Here is a 24606-nt window from a genome sequence, read left to right on the forward strand (position 1 = left end):
TTTTTATTTTTTATGGCTGGGACACCTCATACACATGTAAAGGTGTCTTTTCTTTTGAGAAGAATAGGGGTTTTCAGGAGCCTTTCAGATGCAGTGTTGTACGGTTGTACGCATCTGCAAAAGGAGGAGAACAGAAAATGAAAAATGAAAAAGCAGTCGTTGTCTTCAGCGGGGGACAGGACAGTACGACATGTTTATTATGGGCACTTCAACAATTTGAAGAGGTAGAAACAGTGACCTTTCATTATAATCAGCGTCATCAAGAAGAAATTGATGTCGCCAAAAGAATTGCTGACAAGTTAGGTGTGAAGAATCATCTATTAGATATGTCACTTTTAAATCAGCTGGCACCTAATGCTTTAACAAGAGATGACATTGACATTGAGGAAAAAGAAGGAGAGCTTCCTTCCACATTTGTGCCAGGAAGAAACTTAGTGTTCTTATCCTTTGCCTCTATTCTGGCGTATCAAATTGGAGCAAGACATATTATCACAGGTGTTTGTGAAACAGACTTTAGCGGCTATCCAGATTGCCGTGACGAGTTTGTGAAATCTTGCAACGTCACAGTGAATTTAGCAATGGAAAAACCATTTGTGATTCATACACCACTGATGTGGCTGAATAAAGCAGAAACATGGAAGCTGGCAGACGAGCTCAATGCGCTGGATTTTGTGAAAAATGAAACGCTCACTTGCTATAACGGCATCATCTCTGATGGCTGCGGGGAATGTCCTGCGTGTAAGCTGCGGAAAAACGGTTATGACACTTATATGGAAATGAAGGAGGCAAACTAAATGCTTTCTCAAATCTATCCACAAACCAATCATCCATTTTCATTTGAATTAAATAAAGACATGCATGTATCTGCTGCCCATTTCATTCCGCGAGAAGATGCGGGCGCATGCAGCCGTGTTCATGGTCATACGTACACCATCAATATCACGATTGCGGGAGACGAGCTAGATGAATCGGGTTTCCTTGTCAATTTCAGTACATTGAAGAAGCTCATTCATGGGCAGTACGATCACACGCTGCTCAATGATCATGAGGAATTCTCATCAAACGATCGATACGCGATGCCAACCACTGAGGTGGTGGCAAAGACCATACATGACAAAGTCGCAGCGTATTTATCAACTTTATCGAACAAGCCGACATGTGTTCAGGTTTTTGTCAGAGAGACACCAACAAGCTATTGCATTTACCGTCCGAAACGAGTTGAGATCAATGGCTAAAGCGATTCCCGTATTAGAAATCTTTGGTCCAACCATTCAAGGAGAAGGAATGGTCATTGGACAAAAAACCATGTTTGTTAGAACGGCTGGCTGTGACTACTCGTGCAGCTGGTGTGATTCCTCTTTTACATGGGATGGCTCAGCGAAGCATGACATTCAGTGGCTTGAGGCAGAAGACATTGTCAAAGAATTAAAAAGAATAGGCGGGCAGGCTTTTTCTCATGTCACCATTTCAGGGGGAAACCCGGCGCTTTTAAAACAAATGGAATCCCTCATTGATTTACTGCATGAAGAGGGAATTGATACAGCGCTTGAAACACAAGGGACAATGTATCAGGAATGGTTTTTGAAAATTGATGATTTAACCATTTCTCCTAAGCCGCCAAGCTCGAATATGAAAACAGATTTTACGAAACTAACACGTATCATAGATGAGCTGAAAAACGGAAATAGGTTGCAGCATGCTAGCCTGAAGGTCGTGATTTTTGACGATCGTGATCTAGCGTATGCGAAGGATGTTCATGCGAAATACCCTGAGCTTGCGTTTTATTTGCAGGTAGGAAATGATGACACGACGACAGGTGATGATGCGTACTTATTGACGCATTTATTAAAGAAATATGAAGCGCTTGTCGATCAAGTCGCGCAAGATCCAGACTTAAACCGCGTAAGAGTGCTGCCGCAGCTGCACACGTTATTGTGGGGAAATAAACGAGGCGTATAGAAAGGAAGAGATGACATGACGACAAGAAAACCAGAAGAATTAGAAGGTGTCACGTTACTAGGAAACCAAGGAACCAATTATTTGTTTGATTATGCACCACAAGTGCTTGAAACGTTTCCAAATAAACATACAAATAGAGATTACTTTGTGAAATTCAACTGCCCAGAATTTACATCACTATGTCCGCAAACAGGACAGCCTGATTTTGCGACAGTTTATATCAGCTATATCCCAAATGAAATCATGGTCGAAAGTAAATCGCTAAAATTATATTTGTTCAGCTTCCGTAACCATGGTGACTTCCATGAGGACTGTATGAACATTATTATGAACGACCTGATTGAATTGATGGACCCAAGGTATATTGAAGTTTGGGGCAAATTTACGCCAAGAGGCGGTATTTCCATTGACCCGTATACGAACTACGGAAAACCCGGCACGAAATATGAGGAAATGGCAGAATACCGTATGATGAACCATGATATGTATCCGGAGACGATTGATAATCGGTAATTATTTCGCTGTGTGAGACGGAGTGTGAAACGAACTGGGGTCACAATAAAAATGGAAAAAGTCACACCTGAAAATACTCATGGGAATTGTATGATAAAGTGTGACCTGAGGTGCAACCTGAACTGTGACTTCTATGCAGAGAAAAATTGATAGTTCAGAAGCAGATGAAGGCGTACAATTTGTACGTCTTTTCTTTTTTATCCGAAAGAAAAAATGCCTATCTAGAGATCAGAGGCATTAAATATTATGATCATATCTTCATTCATTTTTTGGCTAAGTTTCTAAACCTTCTCTAACATTTGAAACAGCTCTTTTTTGAATTTCATCAAAGTTTTCCTGAATATAGTCCATGACACTTTTGAATAGAACTTCACTTTCAAAATTGACTATCTCATTTATTTCTGACTGTTCTTCATCTGTTAGGTGATGGTATTGAAGTTGTTTAGGATTTACTTCAGCTGCTGCAGCTCTGGTTGTACAATTTCATATTCACCTTCTGCATACTCTTGCTCCGCATAATGGCTCCCCCATTGACAGAGCTCCTGCAAGATAGGTTTAAGAGATTCTCCAAGTTCAGTGGATGAATATTCAACCTTCGGCGGTACTTGATTATACATCTTTCTGGTCACAAGTCCACTGGCCTCAAGCTCTCTAAGTGTTTGAATCAGCATTTTCTGAGTGATATTTGGGATAATGCGCTTTAATTCACTCGTTCTCTTTGGTCCATTCATTAAAAAGTATAATACAAGGCCTTTCCATTTTCCGCCAATCACTTCCTTTGTCACTTCAAACCCACAGCTAAATTTTTTCATGTCTAAAGCTCTCCAATCCACATTTATTACTTTTTAGTTACTATATCACAAAAAAGTGGGTACTTCCGATAATGTGCTTACTGAAGGATACTATATCTTGTAAGTTGTTCTTCAAGTACTTAAAGGTACTAAACATAAAATAATATGAATTCTAAAGGAGTGTTAAGTATGGGGAAATTTGAAGGTAAAGTAGCGCTTGTAACGGGTGGAACAAGTGGGATTGGTCTTGCTACAGCACAAAAATTTGTAAACGAAGGTGCATATGTTTATATCACGGGACGTAGACAAAACGAACTTGATAAAGCTGTTAACCAAATTGGCAAGAACGTAACCGGTGTTCAAGGTGATATTTCTAAGCTTGAAGACTTAGACAAACTATATGACATGATAAAGCAGGAAAAAGGTAAGTTGGACATCCTTTTTGCTAATGCAGGCATCGGCAACTTCCTTCCATTAGGTGAAATTACTGAAGAGCAGGTTGATAGAACGTTCGACATTAACGTGAAAGGAACCATTTTTACTGTTCAAAAAGCGCTATCACTATTCCCGGACAAAGTAGGTTCTATTATTGTAACGGGCTCTACTGCTGGATCAATTGGTAACCCAGCATTTAGTGTATATGGAGCATCTAAAGCAGCATTAAGAGCACTAGTTCGCAACTGGATTCTTGACCTAAAAGGTACTGAAATTCGTGTAAATGTGGTAAGTCCAGGAGTTATTCTTACACCTGCATACGATGAGCTTTTTGGTGATGCACTTGAAGGAGCGATGGAAAATGCCAGAAAAACTGTTCCAGCTGGAACAGTTGGGACACCTGAAGAAGTAGCAAACGCTGTATCTTTCCTTGCATCAGACGAAAGCAGTTACTTGACGGGTGTTGAATTGTTCGTAGATGGCGGGCTAGCACAGGTATAATGTCCCTGCGAAGGGATTACAAATAAGTCCTCAAAAAAAGTTAATGGGGTTTTACTTGAGTCGCATAAAAAAGTCGTTTTCCTTATGTCCTTGAGTAACCACAAATGCTGTAAACTAAGTTTGATGATGGATATGTAAAATGAGAAAAAAGGAAAAGACATGCCGGATGCATGTCTTTTTTTGCGAATCAGCCATAAAAAAAAGAGAAGAGTCATGTCACTCTTCTCATACGAATGGGAATAGAACTTGCTAGGACGGCTGGGGGCTACCAGCTCGTAAATTTATTATACATGACAGAACGTATGTTTGTAAAGAGGGATCATGCTTTTTTTGCTTATTTCATTTGATGTAAGATAAAATAGAGGCAATGAATGATAAACGGAGGCGTTTGAGTTGGCAAACAAAGAAGAGCGGGCAGAGCAGCTGCTAATGGAGCTAAAGGAAGAGCTTCAAATGCTTGAACATCAAAACAAAGAACGGTATAAATGGAGTGCCTCCACATTGCTTGGAGTGATTGCCCTCTTGATTGATAAAGGAGTGATCACACCCGAGGAAGTCGAGATGTACAAGACGAAGGCGGAAATGCAAACCTTTCATACGCAAAAAGACTGACCCCACTTTAAGTGGTATCAGTCTTTTTCATATGTGATTGTTCAAATAGAGCAAAGTTGTCAAACGAGCCAAATTTGCTTTATATATACGTATGTACCGATCGTCTGAATTGAGGATTGCAAATTAATGTACGGAGTCTTTGATGATTTTATAGTTTTTATGATTAACGACTGTTAGTGAATCCAGTTCTAAATCTCTATAGTTGTCCATAATGGTGACATCCACAATGACAGAGTTTTCATTCACTTTTTCAACTACACCTGTTAAACCATTTCTAAATTCGATCACATTTCCAATTTTTGCAATCTTCAACCGATCCCTCTCCTTTAAAAACAGATTTCATTCCCTATTAAAAAGTATTTTGCAATATTTTCATACCAATGTAAAGGATAAAGACGTTTTTGTTTTGTTTTCGTTGTATGCTCTTCTAACGAATGGTATATTTAATAATTGATCATGGCTGAAAAGGAGCGGTTTTTTTGACTGAAGAACAAATCCTCACCATCCTCGAATCTTTACGGAATGGGACGGAAAAACAGGTGACCATCCAAAAAGATGACTTTTTAACGTTTCGTTCTGTTTTGGTGAATCAAGATGATTTTAAACATTTTCGTGGGATCGCCAAACATGGTGGAGATGTTATTTTTGAATATCTTACAGAAGCAAGAAGCTAAAGCTTTTTCTCATTGATGAGAGAAAGCTTTTTTTATTTTCGTTCTTTTGTCACACTTCAAACCACTCTGATACATATGAAAAGAAAATGTAATAACCCATAATCAGGAGCATAAGGATGATGATAGGTGAAAAAGGGACCTTTTTAAGCGCTAACAATTCCATTTTATGTGCGCAAAACTAGGACATGCCATTTAATGACGGAATTTGGACAGGCATGTAAATCTTTGTGCGTGAAAATAGAATGAGGTCTTGTTAGAGTGGACAAGTATCTTACAGCCTACTTTGATTAAAGGAGGAAAAAGGCGAATGATTAAAATTCATACAGCTCTTTTTGTCATCCTTATGCTCGTTGCAGCAATGAAGATGGACAATATACAAGAGCAGCAAGGCACATTAAGTCACGAACTTTCACAAGCACCTGTTAAACATCAGCTTTCATATATAGATCAAGATCACGATCAAGTCATCCCAGCATTTTCTGAAGAGAAGCGTCAGCCAAAAGTGAAAATGCTAAGTACGTCAACAGAAGAAAAGTCTTCAAAACCGAAGCAAAAGAAAAAAGTAAAATCTGAAACAACGAATAAGGCAAGCGGCAAACAGTATTCTAATGAAGAAATGGAACTGCTTTCTCGGTTGGTTCACGCTGAAGCGAAAGGTGAATCTTACGAAGGGAAAAAAGCGGTGGCAAGCGTTGTTTTAAACAGAGTAGAGCATCGTTCTTTTCCTGACAGCGTGAAAGGTGTGATTTATCAGCGAAATGCTTTCCAGCCAGTATCAAATGGAAGTATTCATGATAAGGCAGATCAAGATTCTATTAAAGCGGTGAAGCAGGTAGTCAAAGAACATGACAGAACAACAAAGGCTATCTATTTTTATAATCCAAAAACGGCAACAGATCACTGGATTCGTTCCCGCAAAATTGTAGAACGTATTGGACGTCACGTGTTTGCCGTATAGAGAAAAAGAGCGATCAATGAGATTGCTCTTTTTTTGTCTTCAATTATTAAAATATTTTTTGGACTTGTCTCATAGAATGTGAAAAGAATTTGCTTTAGACAAGGGGAGGCTACATGAATCGATTTGTAAAAGGGGTCATTCTGCTATCTGTCGCAGCTTTTATTGCAGAGTGTATAGAGTTTTTAGTCAATATGATTTTAGCGAGAGAGCTTGGAGAACATGGAATGGGCTTATATATGAGTATCCTTCCAATCATCATGCTTGTCCTTGTGATCGCCAGTTTAGAGCTGCCAGTCTCCATTTCTAAATTCATTGCAGAATCACATGAGCGTCTCCACAAAAGCATGCTCCGTCATGCCTTTAAAATGACGCTTGTGGTGACAAGTACAACTACAGCTGTCGCAGCCATTGTACTGCCTTTCATTCCAGTGTTTCAGTCGTATCATCCATTAATGAAGGGTCTAGTGCTGTCACTTATCCCGATTATTGCGTTTACCTCCATTGCCCGCGGCTATTTTATGGGAAAACAGCAAATGGGCAGAATCGCTTTAGCCAATATGCTGAAGAAAACGATCCAGCTTATTTGCTTGTTTTTGTTTTTTCATTGGTATTCGTTTGATATTGAAACAGCAGTACTCATCGCCATTGGTGTCATTGTTGCGAGTGATCTTGTTGTCTTTATTTATTTATACTCCCAATACGTCATGGCAAAAAATGCTGTGAAAGTCAGGTCTGTTGAATTAAGAGGAAGTGATGTGCGAAAGCGCCTATTAGCCGTTTCCATTCCGACAACGGGCATGCGCATCTTTCATGCGATCGCCAATGCGGTTGAACCATTTTTAATCAAAGGAGCGCTCGTTGCAGCAGGCATTTCTGGAACACTTGCTGTTGATCATTACGGCATGCTGGCTGGTGTCGCAATGTCGATCGGTTTTTTCCCGGCGTTTATTGCTCATTCCATCATGATTGTGATGATTCCGAGTGTCTCTGAAGCCTATGCTTTAGGTCAGTATGATCTTGTGAAAAAACGTGTCAGACAGGCGATTCTCATAACGTTTGGATACGGGGTGCCGGCAGTGATGGTCATGTATTATTTTGCTTACCCGCTCACACAGCTTTTTTTTGATTCACCGCAAGCTGCTGTCTATTTACAGCTGCTTTGGCCATACTTTTTATGCCATCTGTTTGTGATGCCGTTTCAAGCGTGTTTAATCGGTATGGGGCTCATCAAAGATGTGTTCCTACATAATATATGGGTGCATGTCGTCTCTTTTTCTATGGTGTATTTCCTCGGTTCAATTGAAAGCTTGAATATGATGGGGGTCATTTTAGGGATGAACACAGGCATGCTGCTGTTGACTGCCCTGCATTATGCGACGATTTGTAAGGAGCTCGGCGTTTCAATGTTTCTTACATTGAAAAAAGCTTGAATGTCATCGCCATCGAGAGGGCAAGCTAGAAGAAAACTGGGAAGGAAGATCATGATGAATCGTAAACATCTATCCGCCAGTCTTCTGATGATGACCCTGCTGCTATTTCTAATGAGCGCAGCAGCAGAAGCAAAAGAGCCCGTGATGGCGCCAAGGATAGAGGCGCCGACATTAAATGGTGACATGAAGATGGTTCCCGAAAAAGGGAAAAAGACCATTTTGCATTTTTGGACAACATGGTGTCCGTCCTGCAAAATGGAGCTGCCCGAATTTGAACAGATTGTCAAAGAAAATCAGAGTGATGTTGACATATTAACCGTGAATTTACTAGGTGCTGAACAAAGTAAACATGCTGTTGCCCAATTTGTGAAAGATAGAAGGTTTACATTCCCGATCATACTAGATGAACACGGAGAAATGATGAAGAAATATCAAATCATCACCATTCCAACGACCTTTTTGATTAATGAAAAAGGAGAAGTGGTGAAAAATCATGTAGGTCCACTGACAAAAAAACAAATCAAAGAGTGGACAAATTCGTAGAACAAATCCTTTCTGTGAAAGAACCAATTCTGTTGGTTCTTTTTTGTGTTCGTTTGCTTTTCATCTGAATACACTGTGCTCAGAAGAAGACGGAACGGTCTATATCAATAATGATAATTATTATCAAAAAGAAATTATAATAATTATTAATTGAAAATTGGTCAGAACCTGTTATAATGAGTTACAGACCAATAAAAAGCTTGAAATAGCAGAAAATATAGATGGAAAAAGAAACGGGTAACGATTGATAATGTGAAAACGATTATCAATTAGAGAGGAGAAAACAATTATGAATGAGAATACAGCACTTTACCAAACGACAAATCAAAAGGAATCGAAATGGTCCTTACATAAATGGGCACAGCACGGAGAATTAATTGCAGCCGGTATCTCAGGGATTCTCATTTTAATTGGATGGGTTCTAAAGGATGAGAGCATGTGGAGCATTCCTCTTTTCATCCTAGCATTTGTTATTGGAGGTTTTGCAAAGGCGAAGGAAGGAATTGAAGAAACGATTTCGTCTAAGACCTTGAATGTGGAACTTTTAATGATTTTCGCAGCAATAGGCTCAGCTCTAATCGGCTATTGGGCAGAAGGCGCTATCTTAATTTTTATTTTCTCACTGAGTGGTGCGCTTGAAACGTATACGTCAAATAAAAGCAAGAAAGATTTAACAGCATTAATGAGCATTGCACCGGATGAAGCAACTTTAATTGAAGAAGACGGTACGACCATTCAAATCGCCGCTTCATCATTAACACCAGGTGACCGGATTATGGTCAAAGCTGGGGAACGCATTGCAGCAGATGGTGTCATTTTAAGCGGGAGAACAAGTGTGGATGAATCTGCCCTCACAGGCGAATCTATTCCACAGGAAAAAGGGCAGGGGGAAGACGTATTTGCAGGAACAGTGAATTTAAATGGTTCCTTAACAGTGGAAGTCACGAAACATAATGAAGAAACGTTATTCCATAAAATTATTAAACTTGTTGAATCCGCTCAAGAAAGTGTTTCGCCAAGCCAGGCATTTATCGAAAAATTTGAAGGGGCCTATGTAAAAGGTGTGCTGATCACCGTTGCGGTATTAATGGTACTGCCTCATTTTGTCCTCGGCTGGAGTATGAGTGAAACCTTCTACCGGGCAATGGTGTTTATGGTCGTTGCTTCACCTTGTGCTCTAGTTGCATCCATCATGCCAGCAGCATTGTCATTGATCTCAAATGGCGCGAGAAATGGAATGCTTGTTAAAGGAAGTGTCTTTTTAGAAAAACTAGGCACGAGCAGCATGATTGCTTTTGATAAAACGGGGACGATTACAAGCGGGAAGCCAGCCGTAGAACAAGTCATCATGGCTAAAGGACAGGATGAATCTGCTTTTTACCAGGCACTCTATCAAATTGAGAGTCAATCAAACCACCCATTAGCAAAAGCAATTTCTGATATGGCAAAAGAGCACCAAACAGAAAGAACAGCCCATGTCACCATTGAAGAAACCTCTGGATTTGGTGTGAAAGCACAATTAAATGGAGAAACGTGGCGGATTGGGAAGAAAGACTTTGCGGGTAAGGCGTCAATCGACCGCGAGATTGAAGAGACAGGTGATGACCTTTCCGCGCAAGGATACACAGTGGTCTACGTTCAAAAGGATGAAAAAGTGGTTGGCTGTCTTGGCCTTAAGGATCAAATCAGACCTGAAGCCAAAAAAATGATTCAAGAACTAAATGATTTAGGCATCCAAACCGTCATGCTGACAGGAGATCAGCAAAAAACGGCTGAAGCTATTGCGCAGGAAGCCGGTATCCAAGCTGTCGTGGCTGAATGTCTTCCAGATGAAAAGGTACATGAGCTCAATCAATTAAAAAAACAAGGTAATTCAATCATCATGGTAGGAGACGGAATCAATGATGCACCAGCGCTCGCCACAGCAGATGTTGGGGTTGCGATGGGCGGAGGCACAGATGTTGCCTTAGAAACAGCGGATCTCATCTTAATGAAGAACAATTTAAATAACCTAACAAAGATGATCCGTCTTTCAAGAAAAATGAATCGAATCATTAAGCAAAACATTATTTTCTCATTAACGGTGATCTGTCTGTTGATTTGTGCGAATTTCTTACAAGTGCTTGATTTGCCTTTTGGTGTCATCGGGCATGAAGGAAGTACGATTTTGGTCATTTTAAATGGTCTGCGTCTGCTTCGTGCATCTTAAATCAATCATCAGGGCGCACTGGATTCATGCCAGTGCGCTTTTGTGCGAAATACAGCAAAAACTGATACAATAGACCAGTAGTAAAACGTGTGAGGAGGATCATGATGAACCGAATGAAGAGCTTGTCTTCTTGGCTTAAGAAAGAAGACATTCAAGGTGCATTTATACATACAAAGGAAAATGTGTTTTATCTATCTGGATACTTCACAGAGCCGCATGAAAGAGTGATGGGGCTGTTTGTGTTCCAAGAGGCAGAACCATTTTTTATTTTGCCTAAAATGGAAGTCGAGCAGGCAAAAAATGCAGGATGGTCCGGCGATATTATTGGATATGAAGATCATGAGAATCCATTTGATTTCATTCAATCAGCGATAGAAAAACGAGATATTCAAACGGCGCGTCTTGCGATTGAAAAAGAATCGATTCCGCTTCAAAGAGCAGAACAGCTCCAAGCTGTTACCGGAGCTAAAACGTTCGTTCGGGCTGAAGATGCGCTCAATCAGCTCAGACTGATTAAAGATGAATCTGAAATTGCTACACTGAAAAAAGCGGCTCAATTGGCAGATGAAGGTGTAAAAATTGGGGTTAACGCCTTAAAAGAAGGAATCACAGAAACAGAAGTGCTCGCTGTCATAGAATATGAACTAAAGAAAAAAGGCATTCAAGGTATGTCCTTTTCCACCATGGTTCTCTTTGGTGAAAAATCAGGCGAGCCTCATGGAAATCCGGGGCAGGCAGCCTTAAAGAAAGGCGATTTTGTGTTATTTGACCTTGGCGTCATTGTCGATGGATATTGCTCAGACATCACAAGAACATTCATCTATCAGGAAGCTTCTGAAAAACAAAAGGACATCTATCAAACCGTCTTAAATGCAGAAATGGCAGCACTTGAAATGAGTAAGCCCGGCGTGAGGATCGGTGATCTTGACTTAAAAGCTCGCGGGCTAATAACAGAAGCGGGATATGGTGAATATTTCCCGCATCGCCTCGGCCATGGATTAGGCGTTTCTGTTCATGAGTTTCCTTCTATGAGTCAGGCAAATGATGACCTTCTGCAAGAAGGTATGGTGTATACGATTGAACCAGGAATTTATGTGCCAGGAGTCGGCGGCGTAAGAATTGAAGATGATGTTCTCATTACGGCAGATGGTCCAGTCACCTTAACCAATTATCCGAAAGAGCTGACGATCATCAAGTAATAAAAAAATCACGATGAACGTCCAGGTCTTGGAAGTGTCATCGTGATTTTTTATCACTCTTCTCGATCCTTATCAACAAAAAAATCATCAATTGATTGAAACGGTTTGATTTTATGTTCTTTTCCTAAAGGATGTAATGCAAAACGAGCAGAAAACAAAACAGTCATACATAATATAATCCATATGATGAAACCCATCTTGAATTCCCCTTTCCATCCAGTGATTTGTTCAGCTCACATACATCTTAAAGTATGAAACGCTTACCATATCAAGAGAAAGTAGGAGAAAAAATGGCAAACATAAGGGAGATTGCGAAAAGAGCGGGCGTATCTGTGACAACCGTATCACGTGTGTTGAATGAGCATCCTTATGTTAAAGAAGAAAAAAGAGAACGTGTTCTACAAGCGATGGAAGATCTCAAGTATACGAGAAACATCCAGGCGGTCCATTTAGCGAAGGGCTATTCGAATATGCTTGGCATTGTCCTTCCAAACATTGAACACTCTTATTTCAGCACACTCGTCACAGGTATTGCAGAAAAAGCACAGGCGCGCGGTATGCACTTTGCTTTATTTCAAACAGGATATGACCCATTAAAAGAAAAAGAAGCGTTAATGAGTTTAAAAGAACGCCGTGTGGACGGTTTAATATTTTGTTCAAATGCATTAAGTGAAAGGCACATTTTAAAGTGGCAGGAATCAGGACCGATTATATTTTGTCATCCTGCGCTGCACGATCAATGCTCAACCGTGTCGATTGCGCATGATCAAGCATTTAAGGAAGGCCTGCGTCATTTGGCGGCATGCGGCCATCAACGAATAGCGATCGTTCTCGCCAGAACAGAAGGAGCGAATAGCAAGTCGCGCCTTCAGGCTTATCAAGACATGATGCAATCGCTCGGGCAGACCATTGATGAGGAATGGATCATCGAAGGGAAGTTATCCCTGCTTGATGGGAAGCAATTATTTGCAGAATGGCAGGAAATGAAAAATCGTCCTACAGCTTTATTCATCACAAATGACGAAGTCTCTGCAGGCTTTTTATTAGAGGCGCAGCGTCATGACATAAAAGTAGGAGAATCACCAGCCATACTCAGCTTTCAAAATAACCAATTGAGTGAGGCTTTGGGGATTTCCAGCATTCATATTCCCCTCAAACAAATGGGGCAGGAAGCGTTTGACTTGTTCGATCGGGCATTAAAGGGAGAGAAATCAGAAAAAAGAATGCTGCCATTTCGCCTGATTGAGCGAACAACAACCGTTTTGAAAAACAATCGTTGACGCACGTTTCATCTGTTTTGTACGATAAGAGGGATTGAATAAGAAGGAGGTGGGGATGTTCATGGAATCCTTCACCGTTGATAAAGCGTTAAATAATAATGTCATCATCGCAAGACACCCTTCTTTGGGCGAAGTGGTTCTGATTGGGAAAGGGATCGGCTTCGGTAAAAAATCGGGGGATCTTCTCGATCAAGACGTGTTTGAAAAAATGTTTGTGTTAAAAAACACGAAGGAACAAACAGAATATAAACAACTGCTTCATCATATTGATGAGAACATGATTGAGCTTGCCAATGACGTCATTTATCATATACGAGAAAAAATGGGACAACGATTGAATGAGCATATACATGTTGCACTGACCGACCATATTGCGTTTAGTTTTAAGCGGGTGCAGCAAGGCTATGATATCACGAACCCTTTTATGCTTGAGACGCAATCGCTTTACCCTAAAGAATACGAGGTTGCAAAGGAAGTCGTTGAACTGATTAACGAGCGGCCAGATGTCGAAACGAAGCTGCCAGAAGGAGAAATAGGCTTTATAGCGCTTCATATTCATTCAGCTTTGACGAATCGGCCTTTATCTGAAGTGAACCGTCATTCGCAGCTCATTACACAAATGGTCCAAGTCATCGAAGATTCATTTCATATGAAAGTAGACAGAGAAAGTATTCATTATTTACGCTTATTACGCCATATTACGTTTTCAATTGAGCGTATTAAACGGGGAGAATCATTAGAGGAGCCAGAAAAATTGCTTCATCTATTGAAAAATGAATATCCTTTATGCTACAATACTGCTTGGAAAATGATCAAAATTTTGCAGCATGCATTGAAAAAGCCTGTACAGGATGCTGAGGCTGTCTACCTGACACTTCATCTGTACAGATTGACAAATAAAATTTCATAGTTTCCTTGAAACGTGTAACTGATTCGATCAGGCATGAGTGACTTAAGGTAAATACAGGATAAGATCCTGTTATTTGCGCAACCTTATATCACCATGCCTTTTTTTGCGTTTGAAAGTGAAATGTAAACGGTTAATTATGAAATGTACGTCAGGGAGCATCCCAAATGTATGTTGTAAGCGAAAACAAAAGGAGGTTCAACCAGTGTTTAAATCACTTTTTGGTGTGTTGCAAAAAATTGGACGAGCACTCATGCTTCCAGTTGCGATCCTTCCTGCTGCTGGTATTTTACTGGCACTTGGGAATGCGATGCAAAATCCGCAGCTGATTGATGTAGCTCAATTTTTAAGCAATGATACAATTCAGCTTGTTGCAAGTGTCATGGAGAATGCGGGGAACATCGTTTTCTCGAATCTTCCGCTATTATTTGCTGTAGGGGTTGCCATCGGTCTTGCCAATGGAGACGGAGTGGCAGGGATTGCCGCTATCATCGGTTACCTTGTCATGAACGTCACGATGAGTGCTGTATTAATGGCCAACGGATCCATTCCATCCGATTCACTCAAACTGGCCCAGTTCTTCAAGGAAAGCCATCCAGCATATATTAATATGCTCGGCATACCGACTTTGTCTACCGGCGTTTTTGGCGGGATTATCGTCGGGGTATTAGCAGCTTATATGTATAATAAATTTTACAAAATTGAGCTTCCGCAATATCTTGGCTTCTTTGCTGGTAAGCGTTTTGTTCCAATCGTTACTTCTATTTCAGCACTTATTTTAGGGCTATTGATGCTAGTCATTTGGCCGCCAATCCAAGGTGCACTGAACTCATTTTCAACAGGACTGCTCGCAGCGAATGAGCCGCTGGCTGCCTTTGTATTCGGTGTCATTGAACGATCATTAATTCCGTTTGGTCTGCACCATATTTTCTACTCACCATTCTGGTATGAGTTCTTTAGCTACAAGAGCTTATCAGGAGAGCTTGTCCGTGGTGACCAGCGTATTTTCATGGCGCAAATCAAAGATGGTGTTCAGCTGACAGCTGGTACATTCATGACAGGGAAATATCCGTTCATGATGTTCGGTCTTCCAGCAGCAGCACTTGCGATTTACCATGAAGCAAAACCAAAGAATAAAAAGCTAGTAGCAGGAATTATGGGATCAGCGGCCCTTACTTCTTTCCTAACAGGGATCACTGAACCACTTGAATTCTCATTCTTGTTTGTTGCACCAGTATTATTTGCGATTCACTGTGTATTTGCTGGATTATCCTTTATGATAATGGATATTCTAAACGTGAAAATCGGGATGACCTTCTCAGGAGGGTTAATCGACTTCTTCCTATTTGGTATCCTGCCAAATAGAACTGCTTGGTGGCTCGTCATTCCAGTAGGTCTCGTACTTGCTGTCATTTACTACTTCGGATTTAGATTCGCCATTCGCAAATTTAATCTGAAAACGCCAGGCCGCGAGGATGAAGCAGCAGACGGAGCAAGTGAGGCGAAGTCTGAAAAAGGTAATGACTTGCCTTATGAAATTCTTGAAGCAATGGGTGATCAAGAAAACATTAAGCACCTTGATGCTTGTATCACGCGGTTACGTGTCACTGTGAATGATCAGAAGAAAGTGGACAAAGACCGTTTGAAAAAGCTTGGCGCTTCTGGTGTTCTCGAAGTAGGGAACAACATCCAGGCCATTTTCGGCCCGCGCTCTGATAACTTAAAAACACAAATGCAGGACATCATTGCAGGCCGCACGCCTCGCCCAGCGAAAGACCCTTCTGCAAAAGAAGAAGTCAGCCAGCAGGTCGAAGAAGTTATTGCAAAGCCGCTTCAAAATGAGCAAGGGGAAGAAATTTTTGCTTCACCAATTACAGGGGAGCTTCATCCAATTACAGATGTACCAGATCAAGTATTCTCAGGGAAAATGATGGGTGACGGTTTCGCTATCTTGCCAACAGATGGAACGGTGGTTTCACCGGTAAGAGGGAAGATCTTAAATGTGTTCCCAACGAAACACGCTATTGGTCTGCAATCTGATGGTGGACTTGAAATTTTGATCCACTTCGGAATTGATACGGTCGGCCTCAAAGGAGAAGGATTTGAAGCATTTGTACAAGAGGGAGATCAAGTAGAAATCGGTCAAAAACTTTTAGAGGTTGATATTGATAAAATTAAGTCTGAAGTACCATCTTTGATGACTCCAATTGTATTTACCAACTTAAGTGAAGGACAATTTATTGACCTTCAAGCATCCGGTGAAATCAAAGCTGGACAAGAAAACATCATGAAAATTTCAAAATAATTTTCATAACTGCCGTTCTTGTTAGATGACAAGCTCGGCAGTATGATATAATATTGTGGATGTATTAATTGTATAAAAAGGAGATTGATAAAAATGGCTCAACAAACATTCAAAGTAACTGCAGATTCTGGAATTCACGCACGTCCTGCAACAGTTCTTGTACAAACTGCTAGTAAATATGATGCTGATATCAACTTAGAATATAATGGTAAAACAGTGAACCTGAAATCTATTATGGGTGTAATGTCTCTAGGAATTGCGAAAGGTGCTACAATCACAATCTCTGCTTCTGGTTCTGATGAAAATGATGCACTTGCTGCGCTTAAAGACACAATGAAAAGTGAAGGCCTAGGCGAGTAATGCAACAACTGAAAGGAATCGGTGCTTCAGCAGGCGTTGCGATTGCAAAAGCGTATCGTCTGGAAGAACCAGATTTAACAGTTCACCAAAAAGACATCAATGATCCAGAGACAGAAGTGAAGCGTTTTGAAGAAGCAATTCATGTTTCTAAACAAGAACTTGAAGCAATTAAAGAACATGCGCTAAAAGAGCTTGGCCAAGACAAAGCAGATATCTTTTCTGCCCACCTTCTTGTGTTAAGTGATCCTGAACTGCTAAGCCCAGTAAAGGATAAAATCAAATCTGATAAAGTAAATGCTGAATTTGCTTTAAAAGAAACAGCGACGATGTTTGTCACAATGTTCGAAGCAATGGACAATGAATACATGAAGGAACGTGCAGCGGATATTCGCGACGTAACGAAACGTGTGACTGGACATTTGCTAGGCGTTGACATTCCAAACCCAAGCATGATTTCTGAAGAAGTCATCATCATTGCTGAAGATTTAACACCTTCTGATACTGCTCAGCTGAACAGACAATTTGTCAAAGGCTTTGCAACAGATATCGGCGGTCGTACTTCTCACTCCGCGATCATGGCAAGATCTATGGAGATTCCAGCAGTTGTTGGGACAAAAGAAGCAACAAAAACGGTGAAAAACGATGATCTGATCATTGTGGATGGTATTACTGGAGACGTCATCATTCAGCCTTCTGAAGATGAAGTGAAAGCGTATCAAAAAAAGCATGAAGACTACTTAGCTCAAAAAGCGGAATGGGCGAAACTTGTTGACCAGCCAACGGTTACAAAAGACGGCGTTCACGTAGAGCTAGCTGCAAATATCGGAACACCTGAAGATGTAAAAGGTGTACTTGAAAATGGCGGCGAAGCAGTTGGATTGTACCGTACTGAATTTTTATACATGGGCAGAGACCAGCTTCCTACAGAAGAAGAGCAGTTCGATGCGTATAAAACAGTTTTAGAGAAGATGGAAGGGAAAGCAGTGGTTGTCCGCACACTAGATATTGGTGGCGATAAAGAACTTCCTTACTTGCAGCTTCCAAAAGAAATGAACCCGTTCCTTGGCTATAGAGCCATTCGCCTTTGCCTGGAAGAGCAGGAGATTTTCAGAACACAACTACGCGCCTTACTTCGTGCAAGTACATATGGAAACTTGAAAATCATGTTCCCTATGATCGCGACGTTATCAGAATTTAGAGAAGCAAAAGCCATTTTACTTGAAGAAAAAGAAGCATTGGTTGCCGCTGGTACAGACGTTTCTGATTCGATTGAAATCGGAATGATGGTAGAAATTCCATCAACGGCTGTCATCGCAGACCAATTTGCAAAAGAAGTAGATTTCTTCAGTATTGGAACGAATGATTTGATTCAATACACAATGGCTGCTGATCGAATGAACGAACGAGTGTCTTATCTTTACCAGCCTTACAACCCAGCGATTTTACGTCTTATTACGCTTGTAATCGAAGCAGCGCATAAAGAGGGTAAATGGGTTGGCATGTGCGGTGAGATGGCAGGAGATGAAATCGCAATCCCGCTTCTACTTGGATTAGGATTAGATGAATTCTCAATGAGTGCAACATCCATTCTTCCAGCTAGAACGCAGCTAAGCAAGCTTTCTAAAGAAGAAGCTGCATCATTTAAAGAGCATATTTTATCACTTAGCACAACAGAAGAAGTGGTTGATTTCGTCAAGAAGACGTTTCAACAGAACTAAGTGAATGAAAACCAGACAGGTGAAACTGTCTGGTTTTTTTGTCGAATTTTATCATATTGAGTCATATTGGGCAGTGAGAAGGGCACCCTATAATTAAAAAATGGAGGTGACCAGATTGCCTTTCTCAGACTACAAACCAGGTGATCAAGTATATGTGATTTATCGAAACCCACATGCTGCAAACGTAGCACAAATTAAAGAAGCAGAAATTGTTTCACATCCATACAACGAAGAAGAGCTTGCCCTCTTTTTACTTGAAACGTATCATCCACTAGCACCTGATGATGCTGTGTTTCCAACATATGAAGAAGCAGAAGCTCTTTATCAAGACTTGTTTGAATAAGGGAGATTTTAGAAAGGATAAAAGCCATCCTGTGCGGTTAAAGTAACGGTATGAAAACCTTAAAGGTAAGGATGTGCTTAATATGATCAAACCTTTCGTTCCCCAGCTTGTTTACATTGAACCCCGGGCGTTAGATTACCCGTTAGGACGAGAGCTGAAGGAAAAGTTTGAGGGTATGGGAATCGAAATAAGAGAAACGACTTCACACAACCAGGTCAGAAATATTCCGGGAAAAAATGACTTGCAAAAGTATCGTAATGCGAAGTCAACGCTTGTCATTGGTGTGAGGAAGACATTGAAGTTTGACTCGTCTAAACCATCTGCAGAGTATGCGATCCCATTTGCAACAGGATGTATGGGGCATTGTCATTATTGCTATTTGCAAACAACAATGGGAAGTAAGCCGTACATTCGAACGTACGTCAATGTAGAAGAAATATTAGATCAGGCAGATCAATACATGAACGAGCGGGCGCCGGATATCACGAGATTTGAAGCATCATGTACTTCAGACATCGTAGGAATTGACCATTTGACACATACACTCAAACGAGCGATTGAATACTTCGGGCAGACGGACCTAGGAAAACTTCGCTTTGTCACGAAATTCCATCATGTCGATCATCTGTTAGATGCAAAGCATAATGGCCGGACACGATTCCGTTTTAGCATCAATGCCGATTATGTCATTAAATATTTCGAGCCTGGCACATCACCGCTAGATAAGCGGATTGAAGCGGCTGTTAAGGTCGCAAAGGCAGGCTATCCTCTAGGCTTTATTATTGCCCCAATCTACATCCATGAAGGCTGGCAGGAAGGGTATAAAGTTCTATTCGAAAAGCTCGATGCAGCCCTTCCAGAAGATGTGAGAGACGATATCACCTTTGAGATGATTCAGCATCGCTTTACAAAACCAGCAAAGCGTGTGATTCAAAAAAATTACCCAAAATCAAAATTAGAGTTGGACGAAGAAAAAAGAAGATACAAGTGGGGAAGATACGGTATAGGAAAATATATCTATCAAAAAGATGAGGAACAAGAACTGAGAAAGACTTTAGAGTCATATATAGATCAGTACTTTCCTTCTGCAAAAATTGAATATTTTACTTAAAACAAGCCAATAAGGCTTGTTTTTTCTATTTAAATTTTCTTACAACTATTGAATGCGGTATCATTTTGCCGATATATAAATTAAGGTGTGAAAGTAGATGTAGGGGTGATGAGATGTTTAAGAAACTTCAAGTGAGAATAGCTGTTTTCATCTCAGTTATTTTAATTTTAACCGTCGTGGCTGTTCAAGTGGGTTCCAACTTAGTGTTAAGACCACTGATTGAACGAGATGCAAAAACCACCGCAGCAGCAACGGCAGAAAGCATGAAAGACATTATTACAGAAAAGCTTGATAATTACGGCAATACAATTAATAAACTCGCAACAAGTACAATGACTGAAGAATTTGCGCGAAAACAAACCAAGCAAACATTGGCTTTTGAAAACGATGAACTAAAAAACATGCAGGAACAGGATAAGCTCATTTCGTTTGCCTATATTGGAACAAGTGACGGAAAAATGTTCGGCTTTCCGGAGTTCGATCTTGGCGAAGGATATGATCCATCGAAACAAGGCTGGTTTAAACAAGCAGCAGAAAAGCCTGATCAGGTCGTTTGGACAGATCCATATGTCGATGAAGCAACGAAAAAAGTGATTGTCTCAGCCACGAAGGCGATTGTCAAAAATGGAAAAGTCATTGGGGTCGCTGGACTTGATTTGAAGCTGTCGTCTATTCAAACGTATATAAATGAACAAGAGATTCCTTATAAGGGGACCGCTTTCTTAGTTGATGGCACAGGCACCCTTTTGGCGCATCCAACAGAGCAAGGAAAAAACATATCAAAGGTCCCTTCTGTGAAAAAAGCGCTTGACAACTCAGGTGTTGATGACAGCAAAGAACTGACGGTCCTATCTAAAATCAAAGAAGCCGATTGGACGGTTGGTGTCAGCTTTGAGAAAAGTAAACTGCTTTGGATCACAGAACAAATGAATCAGACAAGTATCATTATATCCGTCATTGCCATTATTCTTGCGATAATCCTCAGCTTCTTATTGGCAAGAAGCATTACAACGCCAATCAAGCGTCTAATAGAGCATGTGCGTAAGGTGTCAGAAGGCGATTTAACAAGTACGCTTGCAGTGAAATCCCAAGATGAAATTGGTTCCCTCACGAAAAGCATTAATCAAATGACCGAGGATGTCAGGGAGTTAATTGAAAAAGTGAAAGGGGCTTCAGATCAAGTTGTGAAATCAGCGGATGAAGTGACCCACATTTCAAATGAGACTTTGCTGTCTAGCGAACAGATTGCAACGGCCATTCAAGAGGTGGCAACAGGAGCGACTAAGCAGGCGTCAGATGCAGAAACGATTAATGAAAAATCAGAGTATTTGTATGAGAAAGTGCGCCATATGGGTGAGCTCGCTTCACAAATGCAAACCAACTCAAAATCATCTGAAGATGCAAGCTATAAAGGGCTTGACGCACTTGGTTTGCTCGTCCAAAAATCAACACAAGCGAGTGAAGAATCGAAAAAGGTTGAGCAAATGCTGCTAGACCTTGAGCATAAAACGAAAAATATTGAAAATGTCGTGACCGCCATCTCTGAAATCTCGGATCAAACGAATTTACTTGCACTAAATGCAAGCATTGAAGCAGCGAGAGCAGGAGAAAGCGGACGAGGATTTGCTGTAGTAGCAGAAGAAGTGAGAAAGCTTGCTGAACAATCTGCGCAGTCAACAAAACACATTAGTGAAACCGTCAAACTCATTCAAGATGAATCGAAGAAGGCGGCTGAAGCGATGACAACAGCAAGTAAAATGAATGAGGAACAAGGTGCCGCCATCAATGCAACAGGTGAGGCACTCAGCAGCATCACAATGGAAATGCAGGCACTTGTCGGTTCAATCGACAGCATTCATACACAGATTAATGAAATGACAGAAGAACAGCAGAAGATGAGTGACTCCATTCAAAGTATTGCTGCCATTTCAGAAGAATCTGCTGCCTCAGCTGAGGAAGTGCATGCGTCTACAGATGAACAAGTTCAAGTGTTAGAAAGAACGAAAACCTCAACTGAAATGCTGAACGAATCAAGCCAGGCACTGCGTCAGGCGGTTGACCGATTTAAGGTGTAATGAGCGGAAAGGAACCTTGCGATGTGAGCAAGGTTCTTTTTGTATGATAAAATAAACTAGAGGAGGTGTTGACATGGATGTCAATCTAACTGGAAAAAAAGCATTGGTAGCTGCAAGCAGTCAAGGTATCGGAAAATCGATTGCCTTTGCTCTAGCAAAAGAGGGAGCAGATGTGATGCTCTCGGGAAGACATGAACAGAAGCTGAAAGAAACAGTCAAGGAGCTGTCTCCGCTTGTCAAAGGACAGCTGACTTATCAAGTATGTGATGTATCTGACGCCGGGCAAATCAAGGCGCTTGTTCAAGCGGCGGCTGGTGATGAGAAGTGTCTAGACATTCTTGTGAACAATACAGGCGGGCCTAAAACAGGAACGCTCGACACCTTAACAGATGAAGATTGGATCGAATCATTTCAGCTTCATTTACTCAGCTATATTCGATTATTAAAAGAGGCATTGCCTTATTTGAAAAAACGCGGCGCACGTGTTTTAAATATTGCGTCAATGTCAGTGAAAGAACCGATCCCGGGCTTGATGCTGTCGAATACATTTAGACCGGCCATAGCCGGCTGGACAAAAACAGCCGCTCTGGAGTTTGCAAAGGATGGTATTTTGATCAATACGTTAGCACCGGGAAAAATTGAAACAGACCGTGTGAAACAGCTGGAGAAGCACCGCGCACAAAGAGAGAATCGAACGGTTGAAGAAATCAAAGCACAGGCTGAACGAGCGATCCCGCTTGGCCGTTACGGCCAGCCAGAGGAATTTGCAGCATATGCAGTGTTTCTTTTATCAGAAGCCAATACATATATGACAGGTCAAACACTGATCATTGATGGTGGATTGACAAAGTCTCTTTAAGGAGGAACAAGTGATGGCACAAATCAAAACAGTTGGTTTTATAGGAATCGGTGTAATGGGTCGCAGTATGGCAGGACATTTAATGGATGCAGGCTATGAAGTGATCGTTTATACAAGAACGAAAGCAAAAGCAGACGCATTGATTCAAAAAGGCGCATCATGGAAGCCGGCAGTAAAGGAGATTGCAGAAAGTGCAGATGCCGTCATTACAATGGTGGGATATCCATCTGATGTAGAAGAGATCTATTTAGGTGAAGATGGGCTTGTGGCACATGCCGCGCCAGGTACATATCTCATTGATATGACGACATCGAAGCCTCAGCTTGCAAAAGAAATTGAGTTGAAAGCGAAGGAAAGAGGTATATTTACATTAGATGCACCTGTATCAGGCGGAGACATAGGAGCCAAAAATGGCACGCTGGCCATTATGATCGGCGGAGAAAGGTCAGCCTATGAAGCCTGTCTGCCGCTATTTGAGCAAATGGGTGAAAACATTCAATATCAAGGACCGGCAGGAAGCGGTCAGCATACAAAAATGTGTAACCAAATTGCCATTGCAGCGGGAATGGTCGGTGTCGCAGAGGCAATGGCTTATGCCGAAAAATCAGGGCTTGATCCAGAGCAGGTGCTCAAAAGCATCACAACAGGTGCAGCCGGCAGCTGGTCTTTGTCAAACCTTGCACCAAGAATGCTGAAAGGCGATTTCGAGCCAGGGTTTTATGTGAAGCATTTTATCAAAGATATGGGCATTGCACTTGAAGAAGCAGAGCTGATGGGGGAAGAAATGCCAGGGCTCTCACTTGCGAAGTCCCTTTATGAAAAGCTGAGCGAACAGGGCGAAGAAAACAGCGGGACCCAGAGCATCTATAAATTATGGGTCAAATAGTTTGCAGCATCCTCAAAACAAACTAAAAACCTGTCCCAAATAGGGACAGGTTTTCTTGATATTATTTTCCGATGAATTGCTGCGTCCAGTAGTTGCCAGATTTCACATAACCAACACCGATATGTGTGTAGCTTTTGTTTAAAATGTTCGCTCTGTGGCCTTCACTGTTCATCCATGCTGTCACAACTTCTTGAGGAGATTTTTGACCTTGGGCAATGTTTTCACCTGCTGATTTGTAAGTGATACCGAATTGCTTCATTTGATCAAATGGAGATCCATAAGTTGGGCTTGTATGAGAGAAATAGTTTTTATCTTTCATATCTTGAGATTTTGCGCGAGCAGATTTGCTTAATTTAGAATCAACAGAAAGGGCCTTTAAGCCTTGTTTTGCACGCTCTTTATTTGTAAGCTCAACCACTTCTTTTTCAAATGCATTTAAGCTGCTGTCTGCTTTTGATGCCGTTGTGTCTTTTTGGTCAGCTTTTGTGTTGCTGTTGTTGTTTGTATTTTCTTTTGCTGGAGTGCTTGGTTTAGAAGCAGTTGGTTTTTTCACTGATTCTTGTTTTTGTTCTTGTTTTGCTTTGTTTACTTCTTTTACTACTTTTGTTCCTGTAACAGGTTGACCGCTTTTGATCAGTTTGTTTAATAGAGCTTCGATCTCTTTTTGATTCGACTTGCTTAGCTTGTTTACATCTGAAGAGATATGTAATTTTGCTGCTAGTGTATGAAGATCAATGGCTTGATGCTGTACATTTATTACTTGTTTCAGGTTAAGCTCCTTCGCATCAGCTGAATGTCCTCCAGTGAACGTGATGAGTGCAGCAGCTGTCAGCGCTGAAAAAAAGAATGATTTCTTCTTCATATTGTAACTCCTCCTAAAATCTTTGTTTTGTTTTCTCACAAAAAATCATAACATGGACTTTTTGTTATAAACGTAC

At 41.0% G+C, this 24606-nt stretch carries 26 protein-coding genes and 1 pseudogene; 23 read left to right on the forward strand and 4 right to left on the reverse strand.

Going from position 1 to position 24606, the window contains the following annotated elements; genetic code table 11:
• Window positions 1-137: 137 nt before the first annotated feature.
• From queC to queF, 4 genes are read left to right on the forward strand one after another with little or no spacing between them, the layout of a single operon-like run.
• Window positions 138-794 (forward strand): 7-cyano-7-deazaguanine synthase QueC, encoded by a 657-nt coding sequence (gene queC, locus AWT60_RS03930; RefSeq protein ID WP_041106071.1) that lies wholly within the window; start codon window positions 138-140, stop codon window positions 792-794.
• The gene (gene queD / locus AWT60_RS03935; RefSeq protein ID WP_041106034.1) at window positions 795-1235 is read left to right on the forward strand and encodes a 6-carboxytetrahydropterin synthase QueD; all 441 of its coding nucleotides are present in this window, start codon (window positions 795-797) and stop codon (window positions 1233-1235) included.
• On the forward strand, window positions 1228-1959 hold the full coding sequence (gene queE / locus AWT60_RS03940) for a 7-carboxy-7-deazaguanine synthase QueE (protein WP_041106036.1): 732 nt from the start codon (window positions 1228-1230) through the stop codon (window positions 1957-1959). The genes queD and queE overlap by 8 nt, the downstream gene beginning before the upstream one ends.
• A gap of 15 nt (window positions 1960-1974) precedes the next feature.
• The gene (gene queF / locus AWT60_RS03945) at window positions 1975-2472 is read left to right on the forward strand and encodes a preQ(1) synthase (RefSeq protein WP_024426839.1); all 498 of its coding nucleotides are present in this window, start codon (window positions 1975-1977) and stop codon (window positions 2470-2472) included.
• Between the two features lie 449 nt (window positions 2473-2921).
• Here queF and AWT60_RS03950 read toward each other — a convergent pair whose 3' ends face one another.
• The gene (locus AWT60_RS03950; RefSeq protein WP_041106038.1) at window positions 2922-3284 is read right to left on the reverse strand and encodes a winged helix-turn-helix transcriptional regulator; all 363 of its coding nucleotides are present in this window, start codon (window positions 3282-3284) and stop codon (window positions 2922-2924) included.
• A gap of 168 nt (window positions 3285-3452) precedes the next feature.
• Between AWT60_RS03950 and AWT60_RS03955 the strand changes: the two genes are divergently transcribed.
• Window positions 3453-4199: an SDR family NAD(P)-dependent oxidoreductase gene (locus AWT60_RS03955; protein WP_075622919.1), complete on the forward strand. Its 747-nt coding sequence runs from the start codon at window positions 3453-3455 to the stop codon at window positions 4197-4199.
• A 393-nt stretch (window positions 4200-4592) separates the two neighbouring features.
• The gene (locus tag AWT60_RS03960; protein WP_024424687.1) at window positions 4593-4811 is read left to right on the forward strand and encodes a hypothetical protein; all 219 of its coding nucleotides are present in this window, start codon (window positions 4593-4595) and stop codon (window positions 4809-4811) included.
• Between the two features lie 123 nt (window positions 4812-4934).
• On the opposite strand, the gene AWT60_RS03965 is transcribed toward AWT60_RS03960, so the two are convergent.
• A complete protein-coding gene (locus tag AWT60_RS03965; RefSeq protein WP_003211747.1) occupies window positions 4935-5123 on the reverse strand; it encodes a YkvS family protein in 189 nt (62 codons plus the stop codon).
• 167 nt (window positions 5124-5290) lie between these two features.
• Here AWT60_RS03965 and AWT60_RS03970 point away from each other — a divergent pair, with 167 nt between their 5' ends.
• From AWT60_RS03970 to AWT60_RS03995, 6 genes are all read left to right on the forward strand, one after another.
• Entirely contained in the window at window positions 5291-5485 is a 195-nt protein-coding gene (locus tag AWT60_RS03970) for a hypothetical protein (RefSeq protein WP_024424688.1), read from the forward strand.
• A 307-nt stretch (window positions 5486-5792) separates the two neighbouring features.
• Entirely contained in the window at window positions 5793-6443 is a 651-nt protein-coding gene (locus tag AWT60_RS03975) for a cell wall hydrolase (RefSeq protein WP_218676919.1), read from the forward strand.
• Between the two features lie 113 nt (window positions 6444-6556).
• Window positions 6557-7873: a polysaccharide biosynthesis protein gene (locus AWT60_RS03980; RefSeq protein WP_076840949.1), complete on the forward strand. Its 1317-nt coding sequence runs from the start codon at window positions 6557-6559 to the stop codon at window positions 7871-7873.
• A gap of 54 nt (window positions 7874-7927) precedes the next feature.
• A complete protein-coding gene (gene stoA / locus AWT60_RS03985) occupies window positions 7928-8416 on the forward strand; it encodes an endospore biogenesis thiol-disulfide oxidoreductase StoA (protein WP_218676924.1) in 489 nt (162 codons plus the stop codon).
• Between the two features lie 289 nt (window positions 8417-8705).
• The gene (locus AWT60_RS03990) at window positions 8706-10625 is read left to right on the forward strand and encodes a heavy metal translocating P-type ATPase (RefSeq protein WP_076840951.1); all 1920 of its coding nucleotides are present in this window, start codon (window positions 8706-8708) and stop codon (window positions 10623-10625) included.
• A gap of 104 nt (window positions 10626-10729) precedes the next feature.
• Window positions 10730-11824 carry a M24 family metallopeptidase gene (locus AWT60_RS03995; protein ID WP_218676920.1) on the forward strand — a complete coding sequence of 365 codons (1095 nt, stop codon included), beginning with the start codon at window positions 10730-10732 and terminating at the stop codon, window positions 11822-11824.
• Window positions 11825-11877: 53 nt separating this feature from the next.
• Here the strand turns inward: AWT60_RS03995 and AWT60_RS04000 are convergent, their stop codons facing one another.
• Window positions 11878-12021, reverse strand: coding sequence for a hypothetical protein (locus AWT60_RS04000; RefSeq protein ID WP_162842493.1), 144 nt, complete (start codon window positions 12019-12021; stop codon window positions 11878-11880).
• A 93-nt stretch (window positions 12022-12114) separates the two neighbouring features.
• Here AWT60_RS04000 and AWT60_RS04005 point away from each other — a divergent pair, with 93 nt between their 5' ends.
• The 11 genes and pseudogenes from AWT60_RS04005 to AWT60_RS04050 all read left to right on the forward strand — a co-directional run bounded on the left by AWT60_RS04005 (window position 12115) and on the right by AWT60_RS04050 (window position 23668).
• On the forward strand, window positions 12115-13104 hold the full coding sequence (locus tag AWT60_RS04005; RefSeq protein ID WP_041106055.1) for a LacI family DNA-binding transcriptional regulator: 990 nt from the start codon (window positions 12115-12117) through the stop codon (window positions 13102-13104).
• A gap of 55 nt (window positions 13105-13159) precedes the next feature.
• Window positions 13160-14014 (forward strand): glucose PTS transporter transcription antiterminator GlcT, encoded by an 855-nt coding sequence (gene glcT, locus AWT60_RS04010; RefSeq protein WP_024424695.1) that lies wholly within the window; start codon window positions 13160-13162, stop codon window positions 14012-14014.
• Window positions 14015-14216: 202 nt separating this feature from the next.
• The gene (gene ptsG, locus AWT60_RS04015; protein ID WP_024424696.1) at window positions 14217-16316 is read left to right on the forward strand and encodes a glucose-specific PTS transporter subunit IIBC; all 2100 of its coding nucleotides are present in this window, start codon (window positions 14217-14219) and stop codon (window positions 16314-16316) included.
• Window positions 16317-16409: 93 nt separating this feature from the next.
• The gene (locus tag AWT60_RS04020; protein ID WP_003211078.1) at window positions 16410-16676 is read left to right on the forward strand and encodes a phosphocarrier protein HPr; all 267 of its coding nucleotides are present in this window, start codon (window positions 16410-16412) and stop codon (window positions 16674-16676) included.
• A complete protein-coding gene (ptsP, locus tag AWT60_RS04025) occupies window positions 16676-18394 on the forward strand; it encodes a phosphoenolpyruvate--protein phosphotransferase (protein WP_041106058.1) in 1719 nt (572 codons plus the stop codon). The genes AWT60_RS04020 and ptsP overlap by 1 nt, the downstream gene beginning before the upstream one ends.
• A 100-nt stretch (window positions 18395-18494) precedes the next feature.
• Window positions 18495-18737, forward strand: coding sequence for a transcriptional regulator SplA domain-containing protein (locus tag AWT60_RS04030; RefSeq protein ID WP_044331928.1), 243 nt, complete (start codon window positions 18495-18497; stop codon window positions 18735-18737).
• Between the two features lie 82 nt (window positions 18738-18819).
• On the forward strand, window positions 18820-19848 hold the full coding sequence (gene splB / locus AWT60_RS04035) for a spore photoproduct lyase (protein WP_218676921.1): 1029 nt from the start codon (window positions 18820-18822) through the stop codon (window positions 19846-19848).
• 113 nt (window positions 19849-19961) lie between these two features.
• Window positions 19962-20981: pseudogene (locus AWT60_RS18690) on the forward strand (HAMP domain-containing protein); the annotation flags it as partial.
• Window positions 20976-21923, forward strand: coding sequence for a methyl-accepting chemotaxis protein (locus tag AWT60_RS18695; RefSeq protein ID WP_370880879.1), 948 nt, complete (start codon window positions 20976-20978; stop codon window positions 21921-21923). The pseudogene AWT60_RS18690 and the gene AWT60_RS18695, both read left to right, overlap by 6 nt.
• Window positions 21924-21996: 73 nt before the next feature.
• Window positions 21997-22782: an SDR family oxidoreductase gene (locus AWT60_RS04045; protein ID WP_041106064.1), complete on the forward strand. Its 786-nt coding sequence runs from the start codon at window positions 21997-21999 to the stop codon at window positions 22780-22782.
• 13 nt (window positions 22783-22795) lie between these two features.
• Complete coding sequence (locus tag AWT60_RS04050) at window positions 22796-23668, forward strand: NAD(P)-dependent oxidoreductase (protein ID WP_024426850.1); 873 nt, start codon at window positions 22796-22798, stop codon at window positions 23666-23668.
• A 61-nt stretch (window positions 23669-23729) separates the two neighbouring features.
• Here the strand turns inward: AWT60_RS04050 and AWT60_RS04055 are convergent, their stop codons facing one another.
• Window positions 23730-24530, reverse strand: a complete 801-nt coding sequence (locus AWT60_RS04055) for a CAP domain-containing protein (RefSeq protein WP_041108781.1) — start codon at window positions 24528-24530, stop codon at window positions 23730-23732.
• Between the last annotated feature and the right edge of the window lie 76 nt (window positions 24531-24606).

Source organism: Bacillus sp. F2HM (assembly GCF_019266135.1).
GTDB lineage: Bacteria > Bacillota > Bacilli > Bacillales > Bacillaceae > Bacillus > Bacillus safensis.

What these genes read in the sequence shown, in the direction of transcription:
- AWT60_RS03980 (WP_076840949.1), top strand. Translation starts at nt 6,557, where the DNA reads ATGAATCGATTTGTAAAAGGGGTCATTCTGCTATCTGTCGCAGCTTTT.
- glcT (WP_024424695.1), top strand. Translation starts at nt 13,160, where the DNA reads ATGTTCATGGAATCCTTCACCGTTGATAAAGCGTTAAATAATAATGTC.
- queF (WP_024426839.1), top strand. Translation starts at nt 1,975, where the DNA reads ATGACGACAAGAAAACCAGAAGAATTAGAAGGTGTCACGTTACTAGGA.
- stoA (WP_218676924.1), top strand. Translation starts at nt 7,928, where the DNA reads ATGAATCGTAAACATCTATCCGCCAGTCTTCTGATGATGACCCTGCTG.
- AWT60_RS04055 (WP_041108781.1), bottom strand. Translation starts at nt 24,530, where the DNA reads ATGAAGAAGAAATCATTCTTTTTTTCAGCGCTGACAGCTGCTGCACTC.
- AWT60_RS18695 (WP_370880879.1), top strand. Translation starts at nt 20,976, where the DNA reads ATGACCGAGGATGTCAGGGAGTTAATTGAAAAAGTGAAAGGGGCTTCA.
- AWT60_RS04050 (WP_024426850.1), top strand. Translation starts at nt 22,796, where the DNA reads ATGGCACAAATCAAAACAGTTGGTTTTATAGGAATCGGTGTAATGGGT.
- AWT60_RS04030 (WP_044331928.1), top strand. Translation starts at nt 18,495, where the DNA reads ATGGAGGTGACCAGATTGCCTTTCTCAGACTACAAACCAGGTGATCAA.
- AWT60_RS03955 (WP_075622919.1), top strand. Translation starts at nt 3,453, where the DNA reads ATGGGGAAATTTGAAGGTAAAGTAGCGCTTGTAACGGGTGGAACAAGT.
- ptsP (WP_041106058.1), top strand. Translation starts at nt 16,676, where the DNA reads ATGCAACAACTGAAAGGAATCGGTGCTTCAGCAGGCGTTGCGATTGCA.
- queC (WP_041106071.1), top strand. Translation starts at nt 138, where the DNA reads ATGAAAAATGAAAAAGCAGTCGTTGTCTTCAGCGGGGGACAGGACAGT.
- AWT60_RS04020 (WP_003211078.1), top strand. Translation starts at nt 16,410, where the DNA reads ATGGCTCAACAAACATTCAAAGTAACTGCAGATTCTGGAATTCACGCA.
- AWT60_RS04000 (WP_162842493.1), bottom strand. Translation starts at nt 12,021, where the DNA reads ATGGGTTTCATCATATGGATTATATTATGTATGACTGTTTTGTTTTCT.
- AWT60_RS03975 (WP_218676919.1), top strand. Translation starts at nt 5,793, where the DNA reads ATGATTAAAATTCATACAGCTCTTTTTGTCATCCTTATGCTCGTTGCA.
- splB (WP_218676921.1), top strand. Translation starts at nt 18,820, where the DNA reads ATGATCAAACCTTTCGTTCCCCAGCTTGTTTACATTGAACCCCGGGCG.
- AWT60_RS03950 (WP_041106038.1), bottom strand. Translation starts at nt 3,284, where the DNA reads ATGAAAAAATTTAGCTGTGGGTTTGAAGTGACAAAGGAAGTGATTGGC.
- AWT60_RS03990 (WP_076840951.1), top strand. Translation starts at nt 8,706, where the DNA reads ATGAATGAGAATACAGCACTTTACCAAACGACAAATCAAAAGGAATCG.
- AWT60_RS04005 (WP_041106055.1), top strand. Translation starts at nt 12,115, where the DNA reads ATGGCAAACATAAGGGAGATTGCGAAAAGAGCGGGCGTATCTGTGACA.
- queE (WP_041106036.1), top strand. Translation starts at nt 1,228, where the DNA reads ATGGCTAAAGCGATTCCCGTATTAGAAATCTTTGGTCCAACCATTCAA.
- queD (WP_041106034.1), top strand. Translation starts at nt 795, where the DNA reads ATGCTTTCTCAAATCTATCCACAAACCAATCATCCATTTTCATTTGAA.
- AWT60_RS03995 (WP_218676920.1), top strand. Translation starts at nt 10,730, where the DNA reads ATGAACCGAATGAAGAGCTTGTCTTCTTGGCTTAAGAAAGAAGACATT.
- AWT60_RS04045 (WP_041106064.1), top strand. Translation starts at nt 21,997, where the DNA reads ATGGATGTCAATCTAACTGGAAAAAAAGCATTGGTAGCTGCAAGCAGT.